This window comes from Pseudomonas sp. RT4P38 (assembly GCF_054897765.1).
In genome coordinates, this window is the sequence record NZ_CM142703.1 from 269,242 (window position 1) to 285,748 (window position 16,507).

At 59.3% G+C, this 16,507-nt stretch carries 16 protein-coding genes; 7 read left to right on the forward strand and 9 right to left on the reverse strand.

Features of this window, described 5'->3' with window-relative positions; translation table 11 throughout:
- Window positions 1-4 precede the first annotated feature (4 nt).
- The 7 genes from ACYZT7_RS01210 to ACYZT7_RS01240 form a co-directional block, all read right to left on the reverse strand.
- On the reverse strand, window positions 5-1,618 hold the full coding sequence (locus ACYZT7_RS01210; RefSeq protein ID WP_462039635.1) for an EAL domain-containing protein: 1,614 nt from the start codon (window positions 1,616-1,618) through the stop codon (window positions 5-7).
- A 76-nt stretch (window positions 1,619-1,694) separates the two neighbouring features.
- Window positions 1,695-2,474, reverse strand: a complete 780-nt coding sequence (locus ACYZT7_RS01215; protein WP_462039636.1) for an N-acetylmuramoyl-L-alanine amidase — start codon at window positions 2,472-2,474, stop codon at window positions 1,695-1,697.
- Between the two features lie 103 nt (window positions 2,475-2,577).
- Window positions 2,578-4,659, reverse strand: coding sequence for a diguanylate cyclase (locus tag ACYZT7_RS01220; protein ID WP_462039637.1), 2,082 nt, complete (start codon window positions 4,657-4,659; stop codon window positions 2,578-2,580).
- Complete coding sequence (locus tag ACYZT7_RS01225) at window positions 4,656-5,534, reverse strand: endonuclease/exonuclease/phosphatase family protein (protein WP_449644422.1); 879 nt, start codon at window positions 5,532-5,534, stop codon at window positions 4,656-4,658. The genes ACYZT7_RS01220 and ACYZT7_RS01225 overlap by 4 nt, the downstream gene beginning before the upstream one ends.
- Window positions 5,535-5,548: 14 nt before the next feature.
- Window positions 5,549-6,190 (reverse strand): thiol:disulfide interchange protein DsbA/DsbL, encoded by a 642-nt coding sequence (locus ACYZT7_RS01230; protein WP_462039638.1) that lies wholly within the window; start codon window positions 6,188-6,190, stop codon window positions 5,549-5,551.
- A gap of 200 nt (window positions 6,191-6,390) precedes the next feature.
- Complete coding sequence (locus ACYZT7_RS01235) at window positions 6,391-7,002, reverse strand: c-type cytochrome (RefSeq protein WP_462039639.1); 612 nt, start codon at window positions 7,000-7,002, stop codon at window positions 6,391-6,393.
- A gap of 46 nt (window positions 7,003-7,048) precedes the next feature.
- Window positions 7,049-7,339, reverse strand: coding sequence for a c-type cytochrome (locus tag ACYZT7_RS01240; RefSeq protein WP_449644419.1), 291 nt, complete (start codon window positions 7,337-7,339; stop codon window positions 7,049-7,051).
- A 191-nt stretch (window positions 7,340-7,530) separates the two neighbouring features.
- Here ACYZT7_RS01240 and yihA point away from each other — a divergent pair, with 191 nt between their 5' ends.
- The gene (gene yihA, locus ACYZT7_RS01245) at window positions 7,531-8,172 is read left to right on the forward strand and encodes a ribosome biogenesis GTP-binding protein YihA/YsxC (RefSeq protein ID WP_462039640.1); all 642 of its coding nucleotides are present in this window, start codon (window positions 7,531-7,533) and stop codon (window positions 8,170-8,172) included.
- Between the two features lie 303 nt (window positions 8,173-8,475).
- Here the strand turns inward: yihA and polA are convergent, their stop codons facing one another.
- Window positions 8,476-11,247 (reverse strand): DNA polymerase I, encoded by a 2,772-nt coding sequence (gene polA / locus ACYZT7_RS01250; protein ID WP_462039641.1) that lies wholly within the window; start codon window positions 11,245-11,247, stop codon window positions 8,476-8,478.
- A gap of 74 nt (window positions 11,248-11,321) precedes the next feature.
- Between polA and ACYZT7_RS01255 the strand changes: the two genes are divergently transcribed.
- A complete protein-coding gene (locus ACYZT7_RS01255) occupies window positions 11,322-11,612 on the forward strand; it encodes a DUF2782 domain-containing protein (protein WP_449644416.1) in 291 nt (96 codons plus the stop codon).
- Window positions 11,613-11,670: 58 nt separating this feature from the next.
- Window positions 11,671-12,621, forward strand: coding sequence for a homoserine kinase (locus ACYZT7_RS01260; protein WP_462039642.1), 951 nt, complete (start codon window positions 11,671-11,673; stop codon window positions 12,619-12,621).
- 33 nt (window positions 12,622-12,654) lie between these two features.
- Here ACYZT7_RS01260 and ACYZT7_RS01265 read toward each other — a convergent pair whose 3' ends face one another.
- The gene (locus ACYZT7_RS01265; protein ID WP_462039643.1) at window positions 12,655-13,575 is read right to left on the reverse strand and encodes a zinc ABC transporter substrate-binding protein; all 921 of its coding nucleotides are present in this window, start codon (window positions 13,573-13,575) and stop codon (window positions 12,655-12,657) included.
- Between the two features lie 66 nt (window positions 13,576-13,641).
- Between ACYZT7_RS01265 and zur the strand changes: the two genes are divergently transcribed.
- Genes zur through ACYZT7_RS01285 form a run of 4 tightly spaced genes read left to right on the forward strand, consistent with a single transcriptional unit; the run spans window position 13,642 to window position 16,445 of the window.
- Entirely contained in the window at window positions 13,642-14,124 is a 483-nt protein-coding gene (zur, locus tag ACYZT7_RS01270) for a zinc uptake transcriptional repressor Zur (protein WP_462039644.1), read from the forward strand.
- Window positions 14,124-14,909, forward strand: a complete 786-nt coding sequence (znuC, locus tag ACYZT7_RS01275) for a zinc ABC transporter ATP-binding protein ZnuC (protein ID WP_462039645.1) — start codon at window positions 14,124-14,126, stop codon at window positions 14,907-14,909. The genes zur and znuC overlap by 1 nt, the downstream gene beginning before the upstream one ends.
- Window positions 14,902-15,690: a zinc ABC transporter permease subunit ZnuB gene (gene znuB, locus ACYZT7_RS01280; protein ID WP_056738429.1), complete on the forward strand. Its 789-nt coding sequence runs from the start codon at window positions 14,902-14,904 to the stop codon at window positions 15,688-15,690. Before znuC ends, znuB begins: the two co-directional genes overlap by 8 nt.
- A 38-nt stretch (window positions 15,691-15,728) precedes the next feature.
- The gene (locus tag ACYZT7_RS01285) at window positions 15,729-16,445 is read left to right on the forward strand and encodes a PA5502 family lipoprotein (RefSeq protein ID WP_449644411.1); all 717 of its coding nucleotides are present in this window, start codon (window positions 15,729-15,731) and stop codon (window positions 16,443-16,445) included.
- The last annotated feature ends 62 nt before the right edge of the window (window positions 16,446-16,507 follow it).

Consider the following 16,507-nt stretch of genomic DNA (forward strand, 5'->3'; position numbering starts at 1 on the left):
AGCTTCAGGCTTCGTCATCGAGACGTCGAGCAGCCAATCGGCGGCCACGGGTAATCAGCTCGATGAACTGCACCGCGCTCAACGCATGGGCAAAGAGCCAACCCTGACCGAACTTCACGCCTTCACTGCTCAGAAACGCCGCCTGGGATTCATGTTCGATGCCTTCGGCAATGACTTTGAGTTGCAGGGCCTGGGCCATGTGAATGATGTGCGGTGCGACACCGCTACTCGCAGCGTCATGACCCAGCGCATCGATAAACGCCTTATCGATTTTCAGGCAGTCGACTGGCAGGGTTTGCAGATAGGCGAGGCTGCAATAGCCGGTGCCAAAGTCATCAATCAGCACCTGATGCCCCACATCCCGCAAGGCTTGCAGGTTTTCCCGAGCTACGACGACATCGATCAATCCCCGCTCGGTGACCTCAAAGGCAATTTGCTTTGCTGCGACGCGGTGCAAGGTCAGCAGGCGTGCCATCACCTGGCCAATACGCGGCACCATGACGTCGCAGGCCGCCAGATTGACCGAAATGTACAGCTGTGGATTGGCTCGCAACAATTGACCAAGTTGCTCAAGCAGGCGCTGCAGGACGAAGTCGGTCATCTGGCGGATCTGACCGGTATTCTCTGCCATCGGAATGAACAGGTCGGGGCTGGTGAGGGTGCCGTCCGGCCTTCGCCAGCGCAACAAGGCTTCTGCTCCGACACAATTGCGACTGTCGAGGTCGAAGATCGGTTGGTACAACACCTGCAACTCGCCTCGCCGTATGGCGCCACTCAGTTCGGCGTCCAGCGACTGTCGCTGGCGCACCAACAGAAGCACCAGAAAGCCCACACACACCGCCAGCACCAGGCTGGCCGGTAGCAACCACCACCAAACCGCAGGCACATTCATGCCGGTGCGCGGGCTGATCAGCACCAATTGGTATTCGGGATTGTTGGTTGGCATGCGGTAAATCAAGCGGGACTGCGTGACCTGTAGCGCGTCGCCGCTTTTCGGGGGCCAGGGTTCGGTCGGTGGCCAGACCTGTGAGAAACCCAGTACCGGAATCGCGCGCGTGCCGTGGTCGAGTACCACCAGCAGGCTGCTTCCCGGTAACAAGTCGACCATGTCAGTCAAATGCCCGCGAGACGTCGCAACACGAAAATTACCGCGCCCAAGCATCAGCGCGGCACGGTTTTCATCGGGTTCGGTCGTGGTGTTCAGCCAGTAACTGTAGGTAGGGCCTCTTATGTCCGGCGGCCTTATCATTGACAGCCCTTCCTGGCGGGGGCGGTTGGAGCAGATTCGCGAGGCATCCATATAGGCAGCTTCATAAACGAAGCGGTAATTGAAGCTGACCTGCTGCAAGGTCGCGATCATTTCGTCATCGCAGCCTCGTAACGGCTGGGCTTCCAGGTCGTCGAGGCTTTCACGCAACTGCCCGAAAAGTTGCTCCAGGCGAGCAAGGAAGCGCTCGCCCTGGGCATTCATCTCTTCGCTTTCGCTCTTCTCGACTTGATGCATGGCCATGAACAGGCTGCCGGCCATCAGGAGTGTCGCGCTCAAGGCAGCAGCCAGTATCGCCAAAAACCAGGGGCGATAGAACCAACTACGTAGTGTCTCTCGAGCAGCAGGCATAGGGAATATCCGAAGAGTTACCAATGAGTTATAGCTGCTGGTTGAAAAAAAAGCCCTGACCGTCGGGCGGGCGTCATTATTTTGTCTGATTCAAGACTTGCAGAAGCGCCGCGGTTTGCGCATCCGGTGTGCCATCGAAACGAGAGGGTCGGAAATGCATCTGAAAGGCCGCAATCACATGACGCGTCGCAACATCCAGTTCGCCGGTTTGCGGCGTGGGATAACCCGCGCGGGCCAGCTGTGCCTGAAACCAGCTGATGGTTGGCAGTTGTACTTCGAACTGTACTTGCTGGCGCGTTACGGCCTGCTCGTTCGGCCAGACTCCAAGGCCTTCGGCAGCCAGACGTTTCCAGGGAAACATCGGGCCCGGATCCAGCTTGCGCAGCGGTGCGATGTCGCTATGGCCGATGATGTTGCGGGGGCTGATGGCGTAACGCTTGCTGATGTCTTTGAGCAGAATGATCAAGGACTGGACCTGGGCTTCGCTATAGGGGTACCAGAGACGCCCTGTCGGGATGACTTTGAAGCCCGGATTGACGATTTCGATGCCAATGGAGCTGGAGTTCAACCAGGTCCGGCCTCCCCATTCGCTTTCCCCTGCATGCCAGGACCGGAGATTTTCATCCACCAGCTTATAGATAGTGGCGTTCTTGTCGTCGCCAATCAGGTAGTGGCTGCTGACCTCGCCATGGGTCAGCAGTTGCAGCGAACGTTCCAGTGACGCGGAGGTGTAATGCACCACCACGAACTGAATGCGGCTGTCGTGATTGGCTGAAGGGTGACGGGTGTCAAACCGTGGGCCGCTGGCACAACCGGCCAACAGAATCAGCGACACGACGAGGGCTAGGTATTTCATGGCAGAAGGCAACACACGCAAGTCAGTAATGCAACAGTGTAACGTACTGCCTTGCACTCAGACGGCCAGCGCGAAGTTTTAAACAAAATGGAACAATTGACCGTCAGCCCAGTTCCACCCGGTTGCGGCCTGCATGTTTTGCCCGATATAGCGCCTGATCGGCTCTTTTCAGCACCAGATCGCTATGTTCGCCGGGTTTGAACGCAGTCAGCCCCATGGAAATGGTGATGGTCACCGGCTCACCCTTGAAGTGGAAAGGGCAGGCTTCGATCGACGCGCGCAGGTTTTCCAGCAGTTTCGCGCCGACAGCCGGTACTGTCGCGGGCATCAACAGGACGAACTCCTCACCACCAAACCGGGCAATGAAATCCGTCCCACGCAGGCGCTTGCGGAGCACGCTGGCGATGATTTTCAGCACTTTGTCGCCCGCCAGGTGACCATAGTTATCGTTGATACGTTTGAAATGGTCGAGGTCGAGCATTGCCAGCAACAGGGAGTTGCCCTGTTGCTGCCATTGGCTGATTTCGTGATCCAGCTGTTCGCTCCAGGCAGCCCGGTTAGGCAGGCCGGTCAGTGGATCGATCAAGGCTTTCTGGCGTTGCTCTTCGAGATGCTCGCGGTAGCCCAAGGCTTCCTGCTCCATGTGCGCAACGCGTTCGGCCAGACCATGAAGGCGCGCCGCGACTTCCTGCTCGCGCTCGTCACGCTGCCTCTGGTGCTGGTCCATGGTGCCGAGCAGGCCTTCCAAATGGTTTTCCAGGACGTGCTTGAGATCGTCCAGGTCGGCCGCGTCCTGCATGCTGTTCTGCAAGCCGTCGACCTGCTCGCGGATCTGGGTGTCCATCTCGCGTGCGGCAGAACGGTTGTCGGCATGCCCGTCGCTGGCGGCTTGCAAGTTGCTTTGGAACGACTCGAGGCGTTCGTTGAGCTGCTGCAGATAGGCTTCGAATTCGTGCTGGCCGCTGTCGGTGATGGCTAGCATCAAGGTTGCCAGATCATCGAGGATTGGCAGCAACTCATACCAGTTCAGGCCATTTTTCAGTCGATCACGCAGGGTTTCGGCTTGCGGACGATGATGCTCGGGAAGCGTCAGGTCGTCGAGTAAGCCCAGTAGCGTGTCTTCGATGTGCTTGGCCACCGAGCTATAGGAGGGTTCGGGTGAGTCCGGCAGGGCGTAGAGAATATCCGGTTCGGGTTGTTCAGGACCTGCGGCGGCCAACACCTGGGCCATGGCCGGGGGCAGCGGCAGGCTGTCGAGGTAGACCACCGGGGTTAATTCGTCGGGATTGAGTGCCGGTTGAGCCTGAGTTGCTGGCTCGATACTCAAAGGAGCCAGTTCTTCTGGAGGTTCAAGGCCCGGTTGCGGTTGCGTCTCTGGTATCTGGTCGGGTGCTTGCTGCGGCTCAAGCACTGGCGGGATAAACGCTACAACGGCAGGAGAAGGCGCTGCTGCGGGCGATTGTGTCTCGATCGTCAGTCGCTCGGGTGCAGCAACGGGAGCGGCGACGTGTACGACCGCCACTTGCGGCTTATCGACGTCTGGCGCGAGATCGACGTTTACCTGTGGTCTCTCGGCATGAGGCAGAGCCATCGATTCGGCATACTGCGGGCCGGGCGTCGGAATAGCGACGGGGGTGACCTGTAATGCCGTTTCATCCGTTTCGCGGCTACCAAACAGTCGCTGCAGCAAACCCGGGCGACCGGGTTCCACCGGGTTTTCAAGCTGACCCAAGGCTTTGCCTTGCAGGCCACTCAGTTCGCTGAGCAGCAACGGAATCTCGCGCGCCTGCCCGACCCTTGTATCCAGATGCTTGGCGAAGTTTTTCAGCGGCCGGCTTACTTCCCGGGGCAGCGGCAATGTTTGCAGCTGCGAGACCAGTGCGGTCAGTGCGGCGCTGGTTTGATTGACCCGGGTTTCCCGGCGCTGTTCGGAGTCGAGTACGGCTTTTTCCAGCCGCGGAAGCAGGGCGGCCAGGCCGGCGTCCATGTCGTCGGTGCGCACGACTTCGCGCATTTCCTTCATGCATAGGTCAACAGCGCGGTCAGTGCCCTCGGCTGCCAGGGTGCTGCGTACCAAGCCACGACGAAGCAGGTCGAGCCGGGCGTCCCATCGACGCTCAAGCTTTTCCTGTTGTTCGATGCTTTTGAGGTATTTCTCTTTCCAGCGCTGTGCTTCGTCGCTCATTCATGGGATCCGCGAGGGGCAGGACTCAACGCGGGCAATGCATCAGCCGTGAGCGAACCCGGCAGACGAATCTCTACCGCGACCGGCAGGTGATCGGAAATGGGTTGTGCCAGCACCTCGACCTTTTCAAGGGTCAGGGTCGGGCTCAGTAGAATATGGTCCAGGCAACGCTGCGGACGCCAGCTGGGAAAGGTCGCTTCCAGTTGCGGCGCGAGCAGGCCGAGGTCACGCAATGGAGAGTTTTGCAGCAAGTCACTGGCGTGGGTGTTCATGTCACCCATCAGCACCTGGTGTTTATAGCCGCCGATCAACTCGCGGATGTACGACAGCTGCATCGTGCGGGCGCGCGCGCCGAGCGCCAGGTGCATCATGACTACTACCAGCGCTTCCGGGCCTTCGCCAAAGCGCACCAGAATCGCCCCGCGACCTTTGGGCCCCGGTAGCGGATGATCTTCAATCGCCCACGGGCGCAGGCGGCTGAGCACGCCATTGCTGTGCTGGCCGAGGCGCCCGAGATTGCGATTGAGTTGTTGATACCAGTAGGGGAATGCACCGAGCTGGGCCAGGTGTTCGACCTGATTGACGTAGCCTGATCGCAGGCTGCCGCCATCGGCCTCCTGCAAGGCGACCAGATCGAAGTCGCCCAACAGATTACCGATCTTTTGCAGATTGTCGGCACGCCCGGTGTGCGGCAACAGATGCTGCCAGCCCCGGGTCAGGTAGTGCCGATAACGCTCGGTACTGATGCCGACCTGGATATTGAAACTGAGCAAGCGCAGACGGCTGTCTGCGGGCAAACCCGTCGATTCCAGATGATGCTCATTGACCCGTGGATCATGCAGGCCAACGATGCGTTCAGTACCCCAGCGGCGCATGGCAGGCCCCGCGCTTAGTTGGCAGCAGCCTTGTTAGCCGCTCGCTCTTTGTCGACCAGTTTGTCGGCCAGTTGCAGTGCTTGCTCGGCACCGCCGGCAGAGCCCACGTCAAAGCGATACTTGCCGTTGACGACCATGGTTGGAACGCCGGAGATTTCATATTTCTTGGCCAGCTCTTTGGCCTGGACGATTTTGCCCTTGATGGCGAAGGAGTTGAAGGTGGCCAGAAACTTGACTTTATCGACACCCTGAGTGGCCAGGAATTCGGCCATTTCTTCTGGAGTCACCAGTTTCTTGTGTTCTTTCTGGATCGCTTCGAAAACCGCGGCGTGAACCTTGTGCTCGACACCCATGGCTTCCAGGGTCAGGAACATCTGGCCGTGTGCGTCCCAAGGGCCGCCGAACATGGCCGGAATGCGGACGAAGTTGACGTCGGAAGGCAGCTTCTCGACCCATGGATTGATCACTGGCTCAAAAGCGTAGCAATGCGGGCAGCCATACCAGAACAGCTCCACGACTTCGATCTTGCCAGGCACGGCAACCGGAACCGGATTGGTCAGTTCGACATAAGGGGCAGCGGGTGCTTCGGCGGCTTGGGCAGTCATGCCGAACAGGCTGGCAGCGACGAGTGCGGCGCTGATGATCAGATTACGCATGCTTTACTCCTGGACAATTTGGGTCGCCTCGCGCGACCTGTTTTCAGACAGGTCCTGGCGGGCTTGAGTTCTGTAGTGTAACGGCAGCGGCCACAAAAAAGGGCGGCCTAAGCCACCCTTTTTATACTTGCTGCGACGGATTAATAGAGCGTTAACGTTGCAGGAGATGTAAGCCTCGCGCGCCGCCCCATTTGCCGGTCTTAGTGCAGGCCTTGAATGTAGCTGGACACTGCTGCGATATCTTCGTCGCTCAGCCTTTTGGCGATGGTCTGCATCGGCTTGGTGTCGCCATCGTTGGTGCGGCCGGCTTCTTCCTTGCGGAAGTCGGTCAGTTGCTTGGCGATGTATTGAGCGTGCTGGCCGCCCAGGTGCGGGAAACCGGCAGCCGCGTTACCCTTGCCGTCCGGCGAGTGGCAGCCGGTGCAGGCTGGCAGGCCTTTGGCCAGGTCACCGCCGCGGAACAGTGCTTCACCGCGAGCCACGACTTTCGGGTCGGCGGCGCCAACACTGCCTTTCTGGCTGGCGAAGTAAGCGGAGATATCGGCCAGGTCCTGATCGCTCAGGTTGGTCAGCAGGCCGGTCATTTCCAGCACCGTGCGTTTGCCGGACTTGATGTCGACCAGCTGCTTGTTCAGATAACGTTCGCCCTGGCCTGCCAGTTTCGGAAAGTTAGGCGCCATACTGTTGCCATCCGGGCCATGACAGGCGCCACATACTGCGGCTTTCGCCTGACCAGCAGTCGCATCACCTGCAGCATGGGCAATGCCGGAGATCCCCACGGTCAACAGCAGACTCACGATCAATTTGTTCATCAGCTAATCCAACTACGGCTAAGGGTTAAAGAGTTATGGGCCGGGATCACTCGCTCATCCACTGGATGATTGCTCGGTAATCCTCGGCACTGCAGTCCATGCACAAACCACGCGGCGGCATCGCCTTGAAACCCTGGGTTACGTGTTGCACCAGCGTCCCCATACCTTTCGCCAACCTCGGCGTCCAAGCTTCCTGATCGCCCTTTTTAGGCGCCATGGGTAGTTGGCCGGAATGACAAGCACCACAAACACGGTTGTACACAGCTTCCGGATCCTGTGTAGCCTGAGCGCTGTAAAGCGGCATCAAGACACCGGCAGCTAGCAGCCATTTCGTCATAAAACGACCTTTTCAGGGTTGAGAGCGTGCTGCGTTCTAGTGCGCAATCAAGGTCAATCGCTCTCGTGAACTTCATCCTACGCTGGGACAAAGCGCACACAAAATCTGCGGCATTATATACTGGCGTCACTGAAACGGAAACGACACTGCTCGCCGCGTCCATTCCCGGCGCCGCCCACATCGGAAATCCCATGCAACTCAAGAACCCCATCCTCGGTCTGTGCCAACAGTCCACCTTCATGCTCAGCGCCGCCAAAGTCGACCAATGTCCCGACGACGAAGGCTTTGAAGTGGCCTTCGCCGGACGTTCCAACGCCGGCAAGTCCAGTGCTCTGAACACCCTGACGCACGCCAGCCTGGCGCGAACCTCGAAAACTCCGGGGCGCACACAGCTCTTGAACTTCTTCAAGCTAGACGATGATCGTCGTCTGGTCGACCTCCCGGGTTACGGTTACGCGAAAGTACCGATCCCGTTGAAGCTGCATTGGCAGCGTCACCTGGAAGCGTATCTGGGTGGTCGCGAAAGTTTGAAAGGTCTGATTTTGATGATGGACATCCGTCATCCAATGACCGACTTCGACTTGCTAATGCTCGATTGGGCCGTCGCCAGCGGCATGCCGATGCACATTTTGCTGACCAAAGCCGACAAGCTGACCTACGGCGCGGCGAAAAACGTCCTGCTCAAGGTTCAGGCAGACATCCGCAGGGGTTGGGGTGATGCAATCAGCATCCAGCTATTTTCGGCGCCAAAGCGCATGGGTCTGGAAGACGCCTACACTGTACTGGCGGGCTGGATGGAACTGGCAGACAAGGGCGCCGAGCTTGCCGAGTAAGCTGTCCAAACAAAAGCAGCAGGCAAAAAAAACCCCGGACTTCTTATGGGGAGGGGGAAGTTCCGGGGTTCAAGTTCCGGACCGCTAGGGCGGGGTCCAGATATCTGCCAACACTTAACACAACATTAGGAGCATCGAAGGGCTTCACCACCCATTCAGTTACTCTGAGTGGCGATTCAGAAGATTAGTTCAGAATTTCTTAAAAAGCCTTTGGAATAACCCAACTCCTTTTCTGAACTAAGAACCCTTTCGCCCTTTCTGCCGCGGCACTATGCCGCAGCGGAAAACGTCATTTCAGACGGCTCAGTGAGCCTCATCCCAGTTATTTCCTACGCCAACCTCGACCAAAAGCGGCACATCAAGCTTCGCTGCGTCGCTCATGTGCACGCGAATCTCATCACGGACCTGGTCGACCAAATCTTCCCGCACTTCCAGAACCAATTCATCGTGCACCTGCAGAATGACTTTGGCGTCGAGGCCTGACGCTGTCAGCCAGCCGTCCACCGCAATCATGGCTTTCTTGATGATGTCCGCCGCGGTGCCTTGCATCGGGGCGTTGATCGCTGTGCGTTCGGCACCTTTGCGCAAGGCCGGGTTTTTCGCGTTGATTTCCGGCAGGTACAAGCGACGACCAAAGATGGTTTCGACGAAACCTTGTTCGGCGGCCTGGGCGCGGGTGCGCTCCATGTATTCCAGTACGCCTGGGTATCGGGTGAAGTAACGGTCGATGTAGGCCTGGGATTGCTTTCGATCAACACCAATCTGCTTGGCCAGGCCAAACGCGCTCATGCCGTAGATCAAGCCGAAGTTGATCGCCTTGGCGCTGCGCCGTTGGTCGGTGGTGACGTCCGCCAGTTCAACCCCGAAGACTTCCGCTGCGGTGGCTTTGTGCACGTCCAGATCGTTGCGGAAGGCGTGCAGCAAACCTTCGTCCTTCGCCAGGTGAGCCATGATCCGCAGTTCGATCTGTGAATAGTCGGCGGCCAGCAGCTTGTAGCCTTTTGGCGCGACGAAGGCCTGACGAATCCGACGACCTTCGGCGGTGCGGATCGGAATGTTCTGCAGGTTCGGATCGCTGGACGACAAACGCCCGGTCGCCGCTACGGCTTGGTGATAAGAGGTGTGAATCCGTCCGGTGCGCGGATTGATCTGCTCTGGCAGGCGATCGGTGTAGGTGCTTTTCAGCTTGCTCATCGAGCGGTACTGCATCAGCACCTTGGGCAGCGGGAAATCCTGTTCGGCCAGTTCCGCCAGCACGGCTTCGGCGGTGGACGCCTGGCCCTTGGCGGTTTTGCTGAGGATCGGCAGGCCGAGCTTTTCGTACAGGATCACGCCCAATTGCTTCGGTGAGCCGAGGTTGAATTCTTCCCCGGCGATGGCGAACGCCTCACGCTCGAGGGCGACCATTTTCTCGCCCAGCTCAACGCTCTGAATGCCCAGCAGGTTGGCATCGACCAGCGCACCTTGGCGTTCGATTCGTGCCAGCACCGGCACCAACGGCATTTCGATTTCGCTCAGAACCTTGCTCAGGCTCGCAATTGCGTTGAGCTTTTCCTGCAAGGTTTGATGGAGGCGCAGCGTCACGTCGGCGTCTTCGGCGGCGTAAGGCCCGGCCAGCTCCAGGGAGATCTGGTCAAAGGTCAGTTGCTTGGCGCCTTTGCCGGCGATGTCCTGAAAACTGGTGGTGGTGTGATTCAGGTACTTGAGCGCCAGGCTATCCATGTCGTGACGGGTTGCGGTGGAGTCCAGCACGTAGGATTCGAGCATTGTGTCGAAGGCAATGCCTTGCACGGTGATGCCACAATTCTGATCGCCACCAATGGCGCAGTTGGCCAGGATGTTCATGTCGAATTTGGCGTGTTGGCCGACCTTAAGCTTGTTCGGGTCTTCCAGGATCGGTTTCAGTGCTCGCAGCACGGTGTCGCGATCAAGCTGGTCGGGTACACCCATGTAGGAATGGGTCAGCGGGATGTAGGCCGCTTCGTTGGCTTGTACTGCGAAAGACAGGCCTACCAATTGCGCCTGCTGCGCATCGATGCCAGTGGTTTCGGTGTCGAAGGCAATCAGCTTGGCGTCGTTGAGCTTCTTCAGCCACAGGTCGAAGTCTGCCTGGGTGAGGATCGTTGTGTACTTGAGCTCAGTCTCGACAGCGGCTTCTTCAGCCACCGGAGCAGTCACTTCCTGGCCGGAACGCTTGGCATCGCGCTGGTTCTCTTCGAACCAGCTCTTGAATTCCAGCAGGGTATAGAGCTCGGCGAGCTTGTCGTGATCCGGCTTGCCCATTTGCAGGTCGTCGAGGCCGATGTCCAGCGGCACGTCGATCTTGATGGTTGCCAGTTGATAGGAGAGGAACGCCATCTCCTTGTGTTCTTCCAGCTTGGCCGGCAGGGTCTTGGCCCCGCGAATCGGCAAGGTCGGGACAATGTCGAGCTGCGCATAGAGCTCAGTCAGGCCGCCGTTCACACCCACCAACAGGCCGGAAGCAGTCTTGGGACCAATGCCCGGAACGCCCGGAATGTTGTCGGAAGAATCGCCCATGAGTGCCAGGTAATCGATGATCTGCTCGGGAGCGACGCCGAATTTCTCCTTCACGCCCTCCACGTCCAGCGCGCTACCGGTCATGGTATTGACCAAGGTAATGTGGCCGTCGACCAATTGCGCCATGTCCTTGTCGCCAGTGGAGATCACCACCGGGCGGTCGGCCGCCGCGCTGCTGCGGGCCAGGGTGCCGATCACATCATCGGCTTCGACGCCTTCGACACACAACAGCGGGAAACCGAGGGCGATCACGCTCTGGTGCAGCGGTTCGATCTGCACGCGCATGTCATCGGGCATGCTCGGGCGATTGGCTTTGTACTCGGCGAACATTTCGTCGCGGAAAGTCCCACCCTTGGCGTCGAACACCACGGCGAACGGACTTTCCGGGTACTGCTTGCGCAGGCTCTTGAGCATGTTCAACACGCCTTTGACCGCGCCGGTCGGCAAGCCTTTGGACGTGGTCAGCGGTGGGAGGGCGTGAAAAGCGCGGTACAGGTAAGAAGAACCGTCCACCAGGACGAGGGGGGCTTGGCTCATGAGCAGGATCAACCTTTTCGGCGGGTCCGGCGCTAGAATAGCGGGACCGTTGACGACAAAGGGACAAGGTTATCATGCGCACACTAAATCGCTTGCTGCTGGCTGGGTTGTTTGCAATCGCACCATTGGCCGTCATGGCGGCGGACGATGCGCCATCGCCGGAGCCGGACGTCACCATTCGCACGGAAGGGGACAAAGTCATTCAGGAATACCGCCAAAACGGTTTCCTGTACGCGATCAAGGTCACACCGAAGGGCGCACCGCCTTACTTTCTGGTGCGTGCGGACGGGACGGATGCAAACTTCATCCGCTCGGATCAACCGGATATGCTGATTCCTTCGTGGAAGATTTTTGAGTGGAAGTAGTTTCTTAATTTCAATCGGCGCTAGCTCAAGCAGCGGCGCCCGTACTGGCAGTTTAAACATGTCTGTGTTCACCCCGCTGGCTCGGCCCGAGCTGGAAACCTTTCTCGCCCCTTACGGGCTCGGCCGCCTGCTTGATTTCCAGGGGATTGCCGCTGGTAGTGAAAACACCAATTTCTTTATCAGCCTGGAGCAGGGCGAATTTGTCCTGACCCTGGTTGAGCGTGGTCCGGTTCAGGAGATGCCGTTCTTCATCGAGCTGCTCGACGTGCTGCACGACGCCAACCTGCCAGTGCCTTATGCATTGCGCACCACCGACGGCGTCGCCTTGCGCGAACTGGCCGGCAAACCCGCGCTGTTGCAGCCACGCCTGGCCGGCAAGCACATCAAGGAAGCCAACGCGCAGCATTGCGCTCAGGTCGGCGAGTTGCTCGGTCATCTGCACCTTGCAACCCGGGCCAACATGATCAAACGCAAGACCGATCGCGGCCTGGACTGGATGCTGGAGGAGGGCACGCAGTTGCTGTCGCACCTGAATGCCGAGCAGAGCGATCTGCTGCAACGGGCTCTGGACGAAATCACACAGCAGAAGACGAAAATTCTGGCGCTGCCGCGAGCCAACATCCACGCCGACCTGTTCCGCGATAACGCGATGTTCGAAGGCACTCACCTGACCGGGCTGATCGACTTCTACAACGCCTGTTCGGGGCCGATGCTCTACGACGTGGCGATTGCGTTGAACGACTGGTGTTCAGACGAGGACGGGTTGATCGTCGGACCACGAGCGCGGGCGTTACTCGGCGCTTATGCGGCGTTGCGGCCGTTTACCGCAGCCGAAGCCGAGTTGTGGCCGACCCTGTTGCGGGTGGCGTGTGTGCGGTTCTGGTTGTCGCGGTTGATCGCGGCGGAGTCTTTCGCCGGGCAGGACGTGTTGATTCACGATCCGATGGAGTTTCAACAGCGTCTGGCGCAGCGTCAGAAGATCAGTACGCTGCTGCCGTTCGCCCTTTAAATCGTGGCGAGGGGGCTCGCCACAGAGTGTGGGTTACAACGACTCCAGGCACCCCGCCAAATCGTTCCCCAACTTCTCCAGCACCTGCTCATACCCCTGAGCGGTTGCCGGCGTGTACCCGCCCAGCGCGTCCAGTTCCGCAAGTTTCACCGGCAGACCCGCCACCAGGGTTTCTGCCAGGCGCGGACGCAGCGGCGGTTCGCTGAACACGCAGGTTTTGCCGACTTCCTGCAGTCGAGTGCGCATCGCCGCGACATGCTGGGCGCCAGGCTGGACCTCGGCCGCGACGCTGAACACGCCGGTGTGCTTGAGGCCGTAGGCGTCTTCAAAGTAGTCGAAGGCCTCGTGGAATACGAAATACGGTTTGCCTGCGATGCCGGCCAGACGCGCCTTCAAGCGAAGATCCATCGCATCCAGACGCTCACCGAACGCCTTGAGGTTGCTCTGATAACGCGCCGCATTGGAAGGATCGGCTGCACTCAGGTCAGCAGCCATTTTAGTGGCGATTACGCGAGCGTTGACCGGCGAAAGCCACAAGTGCGAGTCCAGACTGCCGGGACGGTGGTCGTGATCATGTTCGTCGGCTTCTTCTTCATGGGAGTGGCTATCTTCGGCGAAACGTCGCAGTTTCAGGCCCGGCAAGTCCTGCACGGCGACGCTGGGGAGCGTACGACCGTTCAGCACGCGAGGCAGGAAACCTTCCAAGTCCGGACCGATCCAGTAAACCAGATCAACCGACTGCACCTTCCGTACGTCGGATGGGCGCAAGGCATAGTTATGAGGCGAGGCGCCGGGCGGCAGCAAGACTTCCGGAATCGCCACGCCGTCCTGCACCGCGGCGGCGATCAGCTGTAGAGGCTTGATACTGGTGAGAACTTTGACTTCGGCGTGAGCTGAACCCATCAGCAGAAAACTTGCGATAAATGCGACAAAGATAGAAAAAAGTCGGGACACGATGACCACTCAAAGAGGTGAGAACGGGTAACATAATAACGTCTCTCACAAAACTCGTCGCCGCTCATGCCTAAAACACCGATTGCCAGCCGTCCCCACGACCACTCTCATTGCGTCCACAGCGCATTGTCTGAGGCCGATACTCTGTGCGCACGTCAAGGCCTGCGCCTGACCGCCTTGCGCCGGCGGGTGCTGGAACTGGTATGGCAAAGCCACAAGCCGTTGGGTGCCTACGACATTCTCGCGGTACTCAGCGAGCAGGACGGCCGCCGCGCGGCGCCGCCGACCGTGTACCGTGCGCTGGATTTCCTGCTGGAAAACGGCCTCGTACACCGCATCTCCTCGCTGAACGCTTTCGTCGGCTGCAATCACCCGGGACACGCCCACCAGGGCCAGTTCCTGATATGCCGTGAATGCCACGCCGCGATTGAACTGGAACAAAAATCCATCAGCGACGCGATTATCAGTAGCGCCAAGGATGTCGGGTTCGTCGTCGAAGGCCAGACCGTTGAAGTGGTCGGCCTCTGTTCGGGTTGCCAGGGGGTTTGATGAGCAATGCGCTGATCCGCCTCGAGCAGGTTGCCGTGACCTTTGCCGGGCAAAACGTGCTGGATAACATTGAGCTGAGCGTCGAGCCCGGGCAGATCGTCACCCTGATCGGCCCCAATGGTGCCGGCAAGACGACCCTGGTTCGCGCCGTACTCGGTCTGTTGAAACCGGACAGTGGCAGCGTGTGGCGCAAGCCGAAACTGCGGGTCGGTTACATGCCGCAAAAACTTCACGTCGATCCAACGTTGCCGCTGTCGGTGCTGCGCTTCTTGCGTCTGGTGCCGGGCGTAGACCGCGCCATGGCCTTGGCGGCCCTCAAGGAAGTCGGCGCCGAACAGGTGATCGACAGTCCGGTGCAAAGTGTTTCCGGTGGCGAAATGCAGCGGGTGTTGCTGGCCCGGGCATTGCTGCGCGAGCCGGAATTGCTGGTGCTCGACGAACCTGTGCAAGGCGTCGACGTGGCCGGTCAGGCCGAGCTCTACAGCTTGATCACACGATTGCGTGACCGTCACGGCTGCGGCGTGTTGATGGTGTCCCACGATCTGCACCTGGTGATGAGCACCACCGACCAAGTGGTCTGCCTCAATCGTCACGTCTGCTGCTCCGGGCACCCCGAGCAGGTCAGCGGCGATCCGGCTTTCGTCGAGCTGTTCGGAAAGAACGCACAAAGCCTGGCGATTTATCACCACCATCACGACCACGCCCATGACTTGCATGGTTCGGTGGTCAGCACGGCCCCGTCGGCCCCTATCCACGTTCACGGAGATGGCTGCAAGCATGGCTGATTTTCTGCTCTACGCCCTGCTTGCAGGCCTGGCCCTGGCGTTGGTCGCGGGCCCGCTGGGTTCGTTCGTGGTCTGGCGGCGCATGGCCTATTTCGGCGACACCCTTTCCCATGCCGCGCTGCTTGGCGTGGCACTGGGCTTTCTGCTGGATGTCAGCCCGACCGTTGCGGTCACCGTAGGCTGTTTGCTGTTAGCCGTGCTGCTGGTGACCTTGCAACAGCGCCAACCGCTGGCGTCCGACACGCTTTTGGGAATTCTCGCACCGAGCACGCTCTCTCTGGGCTTGGTCGTACTAAGCTTCATGCACGAAGTGCGGATCGACCTGATGGCCTATCTATTCGGCGACCTGCTGGCGATCAGTCCGACCGATCTGGCCTGGATACTCGGCGGCAGCGCGGCTGTTCTGGCCTTGCTGGTGACGTTGTGGCGGCCATTACTGGCGATCACGGTGCACGAAGAATTGGCCAGGGTTGAAGGTCTGCCGGTGGCGGCGTTGCGCTTGACCCTGATGTTGCTGATCGCTGTGGTGATCGCGGTGGCAATGAAAATCGTCGGTGTATTGCTGATTACCTCACTGCTGATCATCCCGGCGGCTGCGGCACAACGTCACGCCCGGTCACCGGAGCAGATGGCATTGGGCGCGAGCCTGCTGGGTATGCTCGCGGTCTGTGGCGGACTGTCGCTTTCATGGTTCAAAGACACCCCGGCGGGCCCATCGATCGTCGTGACGGCCGCCGCACTGTTTCTGCTGAGTTTTGTCCTGCCCCGTCGAGGGGTGTAGACTTGCTCGTTTTTTGGCGCAAATAGAGAGTCGCAGGAATGAAGCTGTTAGCCTCCCGTTATCTGCTCCTTGTCGCATTTTCGCTGCTACTGGGCGCTTGCCAAAGCACGCCACCGGCGGCCACCGAGGCTACCGGTGCACGGGCCACGGCCATCGCGCAGCTGCAACAAAGCCTAGCCAGCAGCGAACTGGCGACTGCCGAAGATCAACTGGCTGCCTTGCAGGCCGAGTCGCCCAATGATCAATCCCTTGAGCAATACCAGCGGCAACTGGCCGAAGCCTATCTGCGCCGCAGTCAGATCGTGCTGCAAAAGGGCGATGTGAATGCGGCTGCCACGGCGCTGAGCCGCGCCCGGTCGTTGATGCCCAAGGCTCCGGCTCTGACTGGCGGGGTCAACAATGCCATCGTTGATGCCCGCAAAGCGGAGCTGGATAGAGCCGAAGCTGCGCTCATGGCTGCCGAAGCCAAGCCACAGGCTAAAGTCATTGATCCGACGGCAGAAAGCACCACGGTTGCGTTGAACCTGACGGATATGACGAAGCTTCGTCGCCAATTGGATGCGATCGCCGCTGATGTGGTGAATTACCAGTGCGACGTGAGTATTCAGGCACCACGCACCCAGGACTACCCTTGGTTGGCCACGTTGCTGACCAAGCGCGTGAAGAAGCTTGATGCGGATTTTGATCTGAATCTGGAGAAGCAGATTCTGCGCAACATTCCTGCGCAGATGGTTCTGAGTCCTCGCAAACCCTAAAAGCATCGCGGGCAAGCCTCGCTCCAGGATTTGTGCCGTTCGCTAGTGTTGTGAACGACACG

Coding starts and splice junctions, on each gene's coding strand:
- znuB (WP_056738429.1), top strand. CDS start 14,902: ATGGCTGATTTTCTGCTCTACGCCCTGCTTGCAGGCCTGGCCCTGGCG.
- ACYZT7_RS01220 (WP_462039637.1), bottom strand. CDS start 4,659: ATGAGCGACGAAGCACAGCGCTGGAAAGAGAAATACCTCAAAAGCATC.
- ACYZT7_RS01230 (WP_462039638.1), bottom strand. CDS start 6,190: ATGCGTAATCTGATCATCAGCGCCGCACTCGTCGCTGCCAGCCTGTTC.
- polA (WP_462039641.1), bottom strand. CDS start 11,247: ATGAGCCAAGCCCCCCTCGTCCTGGTGGACGGTTCTTCTTACCTGTAC.
- yihA (WP_462039640.1), top strand. CDS start 7,531: ATGCAACTCAAGAACCCCATCCTCGGTCTGTGCCAACAGTCCACCTTC.
- zur (WP_462039644.1), top strand. CDS start 13,642: ATGCCTAAAACACCGATTGCCAGCCGTCCCCACGACCACTCTCATTGC.
- ACYZT7_RS01225 (WP_449644422.1), bottom strand. CDS start 5,534: ATGCGCCGCTGGGGTACTGAACGCATCGTTGGCCTGCATGATCCACGG.
- ACYZT7_RS01210 (WP_462039635.1), bottom strand. CDS start 1,618: ATGCCTGCTGCTCGAGAGACACTACGTAGTTGGTTCTATCGCCCCTGG.
- ACYZT7_RS01215 (WP_462039636.1), bottom strand. CDS start 2,474: ATGAAATACCTAGCCCTCGTCGTGTCGCTGATTCTGTTGGCCGGTTGT.
- ACYZT7_RS01240 (WP_449644419.1), bottom strand. CDS start 7,339: ATGACGAAATGGCTGCTAGCTGCCGGTGTCTTGATGCCGCTTTACAGC.
- ACYZT7_RS01235 (WP_462039639.1), bottom strand. CDS start 7,002: ATGAACAAATTGATCGTGAGTCTGCTGTTGACCGTGGGGATCTCCGGC.
- ACYZT7_RS01285 (WP_449644411.1), top strand. CDS start 15,729: ATGAAGCTGTTAGCCTCCCGTTATCTGCTCCTTGTCGCATTTTCGCTG.
- znuC (WP_462039645.1), top strand. CDS start 14,124: ATGAGCAATGCGCTGATCCGCCTCGAGCAGGTTGCCGTGACCTTTGCC.
- ACYZT7_RS01260 (WP_462039642.1), top strand. CDS start 11,671: ATGTCTGTGTTCACCCCGCTGGCTCGGCCCGAGCTGGAAACCTTTCTC.
- ACYZT7_RS01255 (WP_449644416.1), top strand. CDS start 11,322: ATGCGCACACTAAATCGCTTGCTGCTGGCTGGGTTGTTTGCAATCGCA.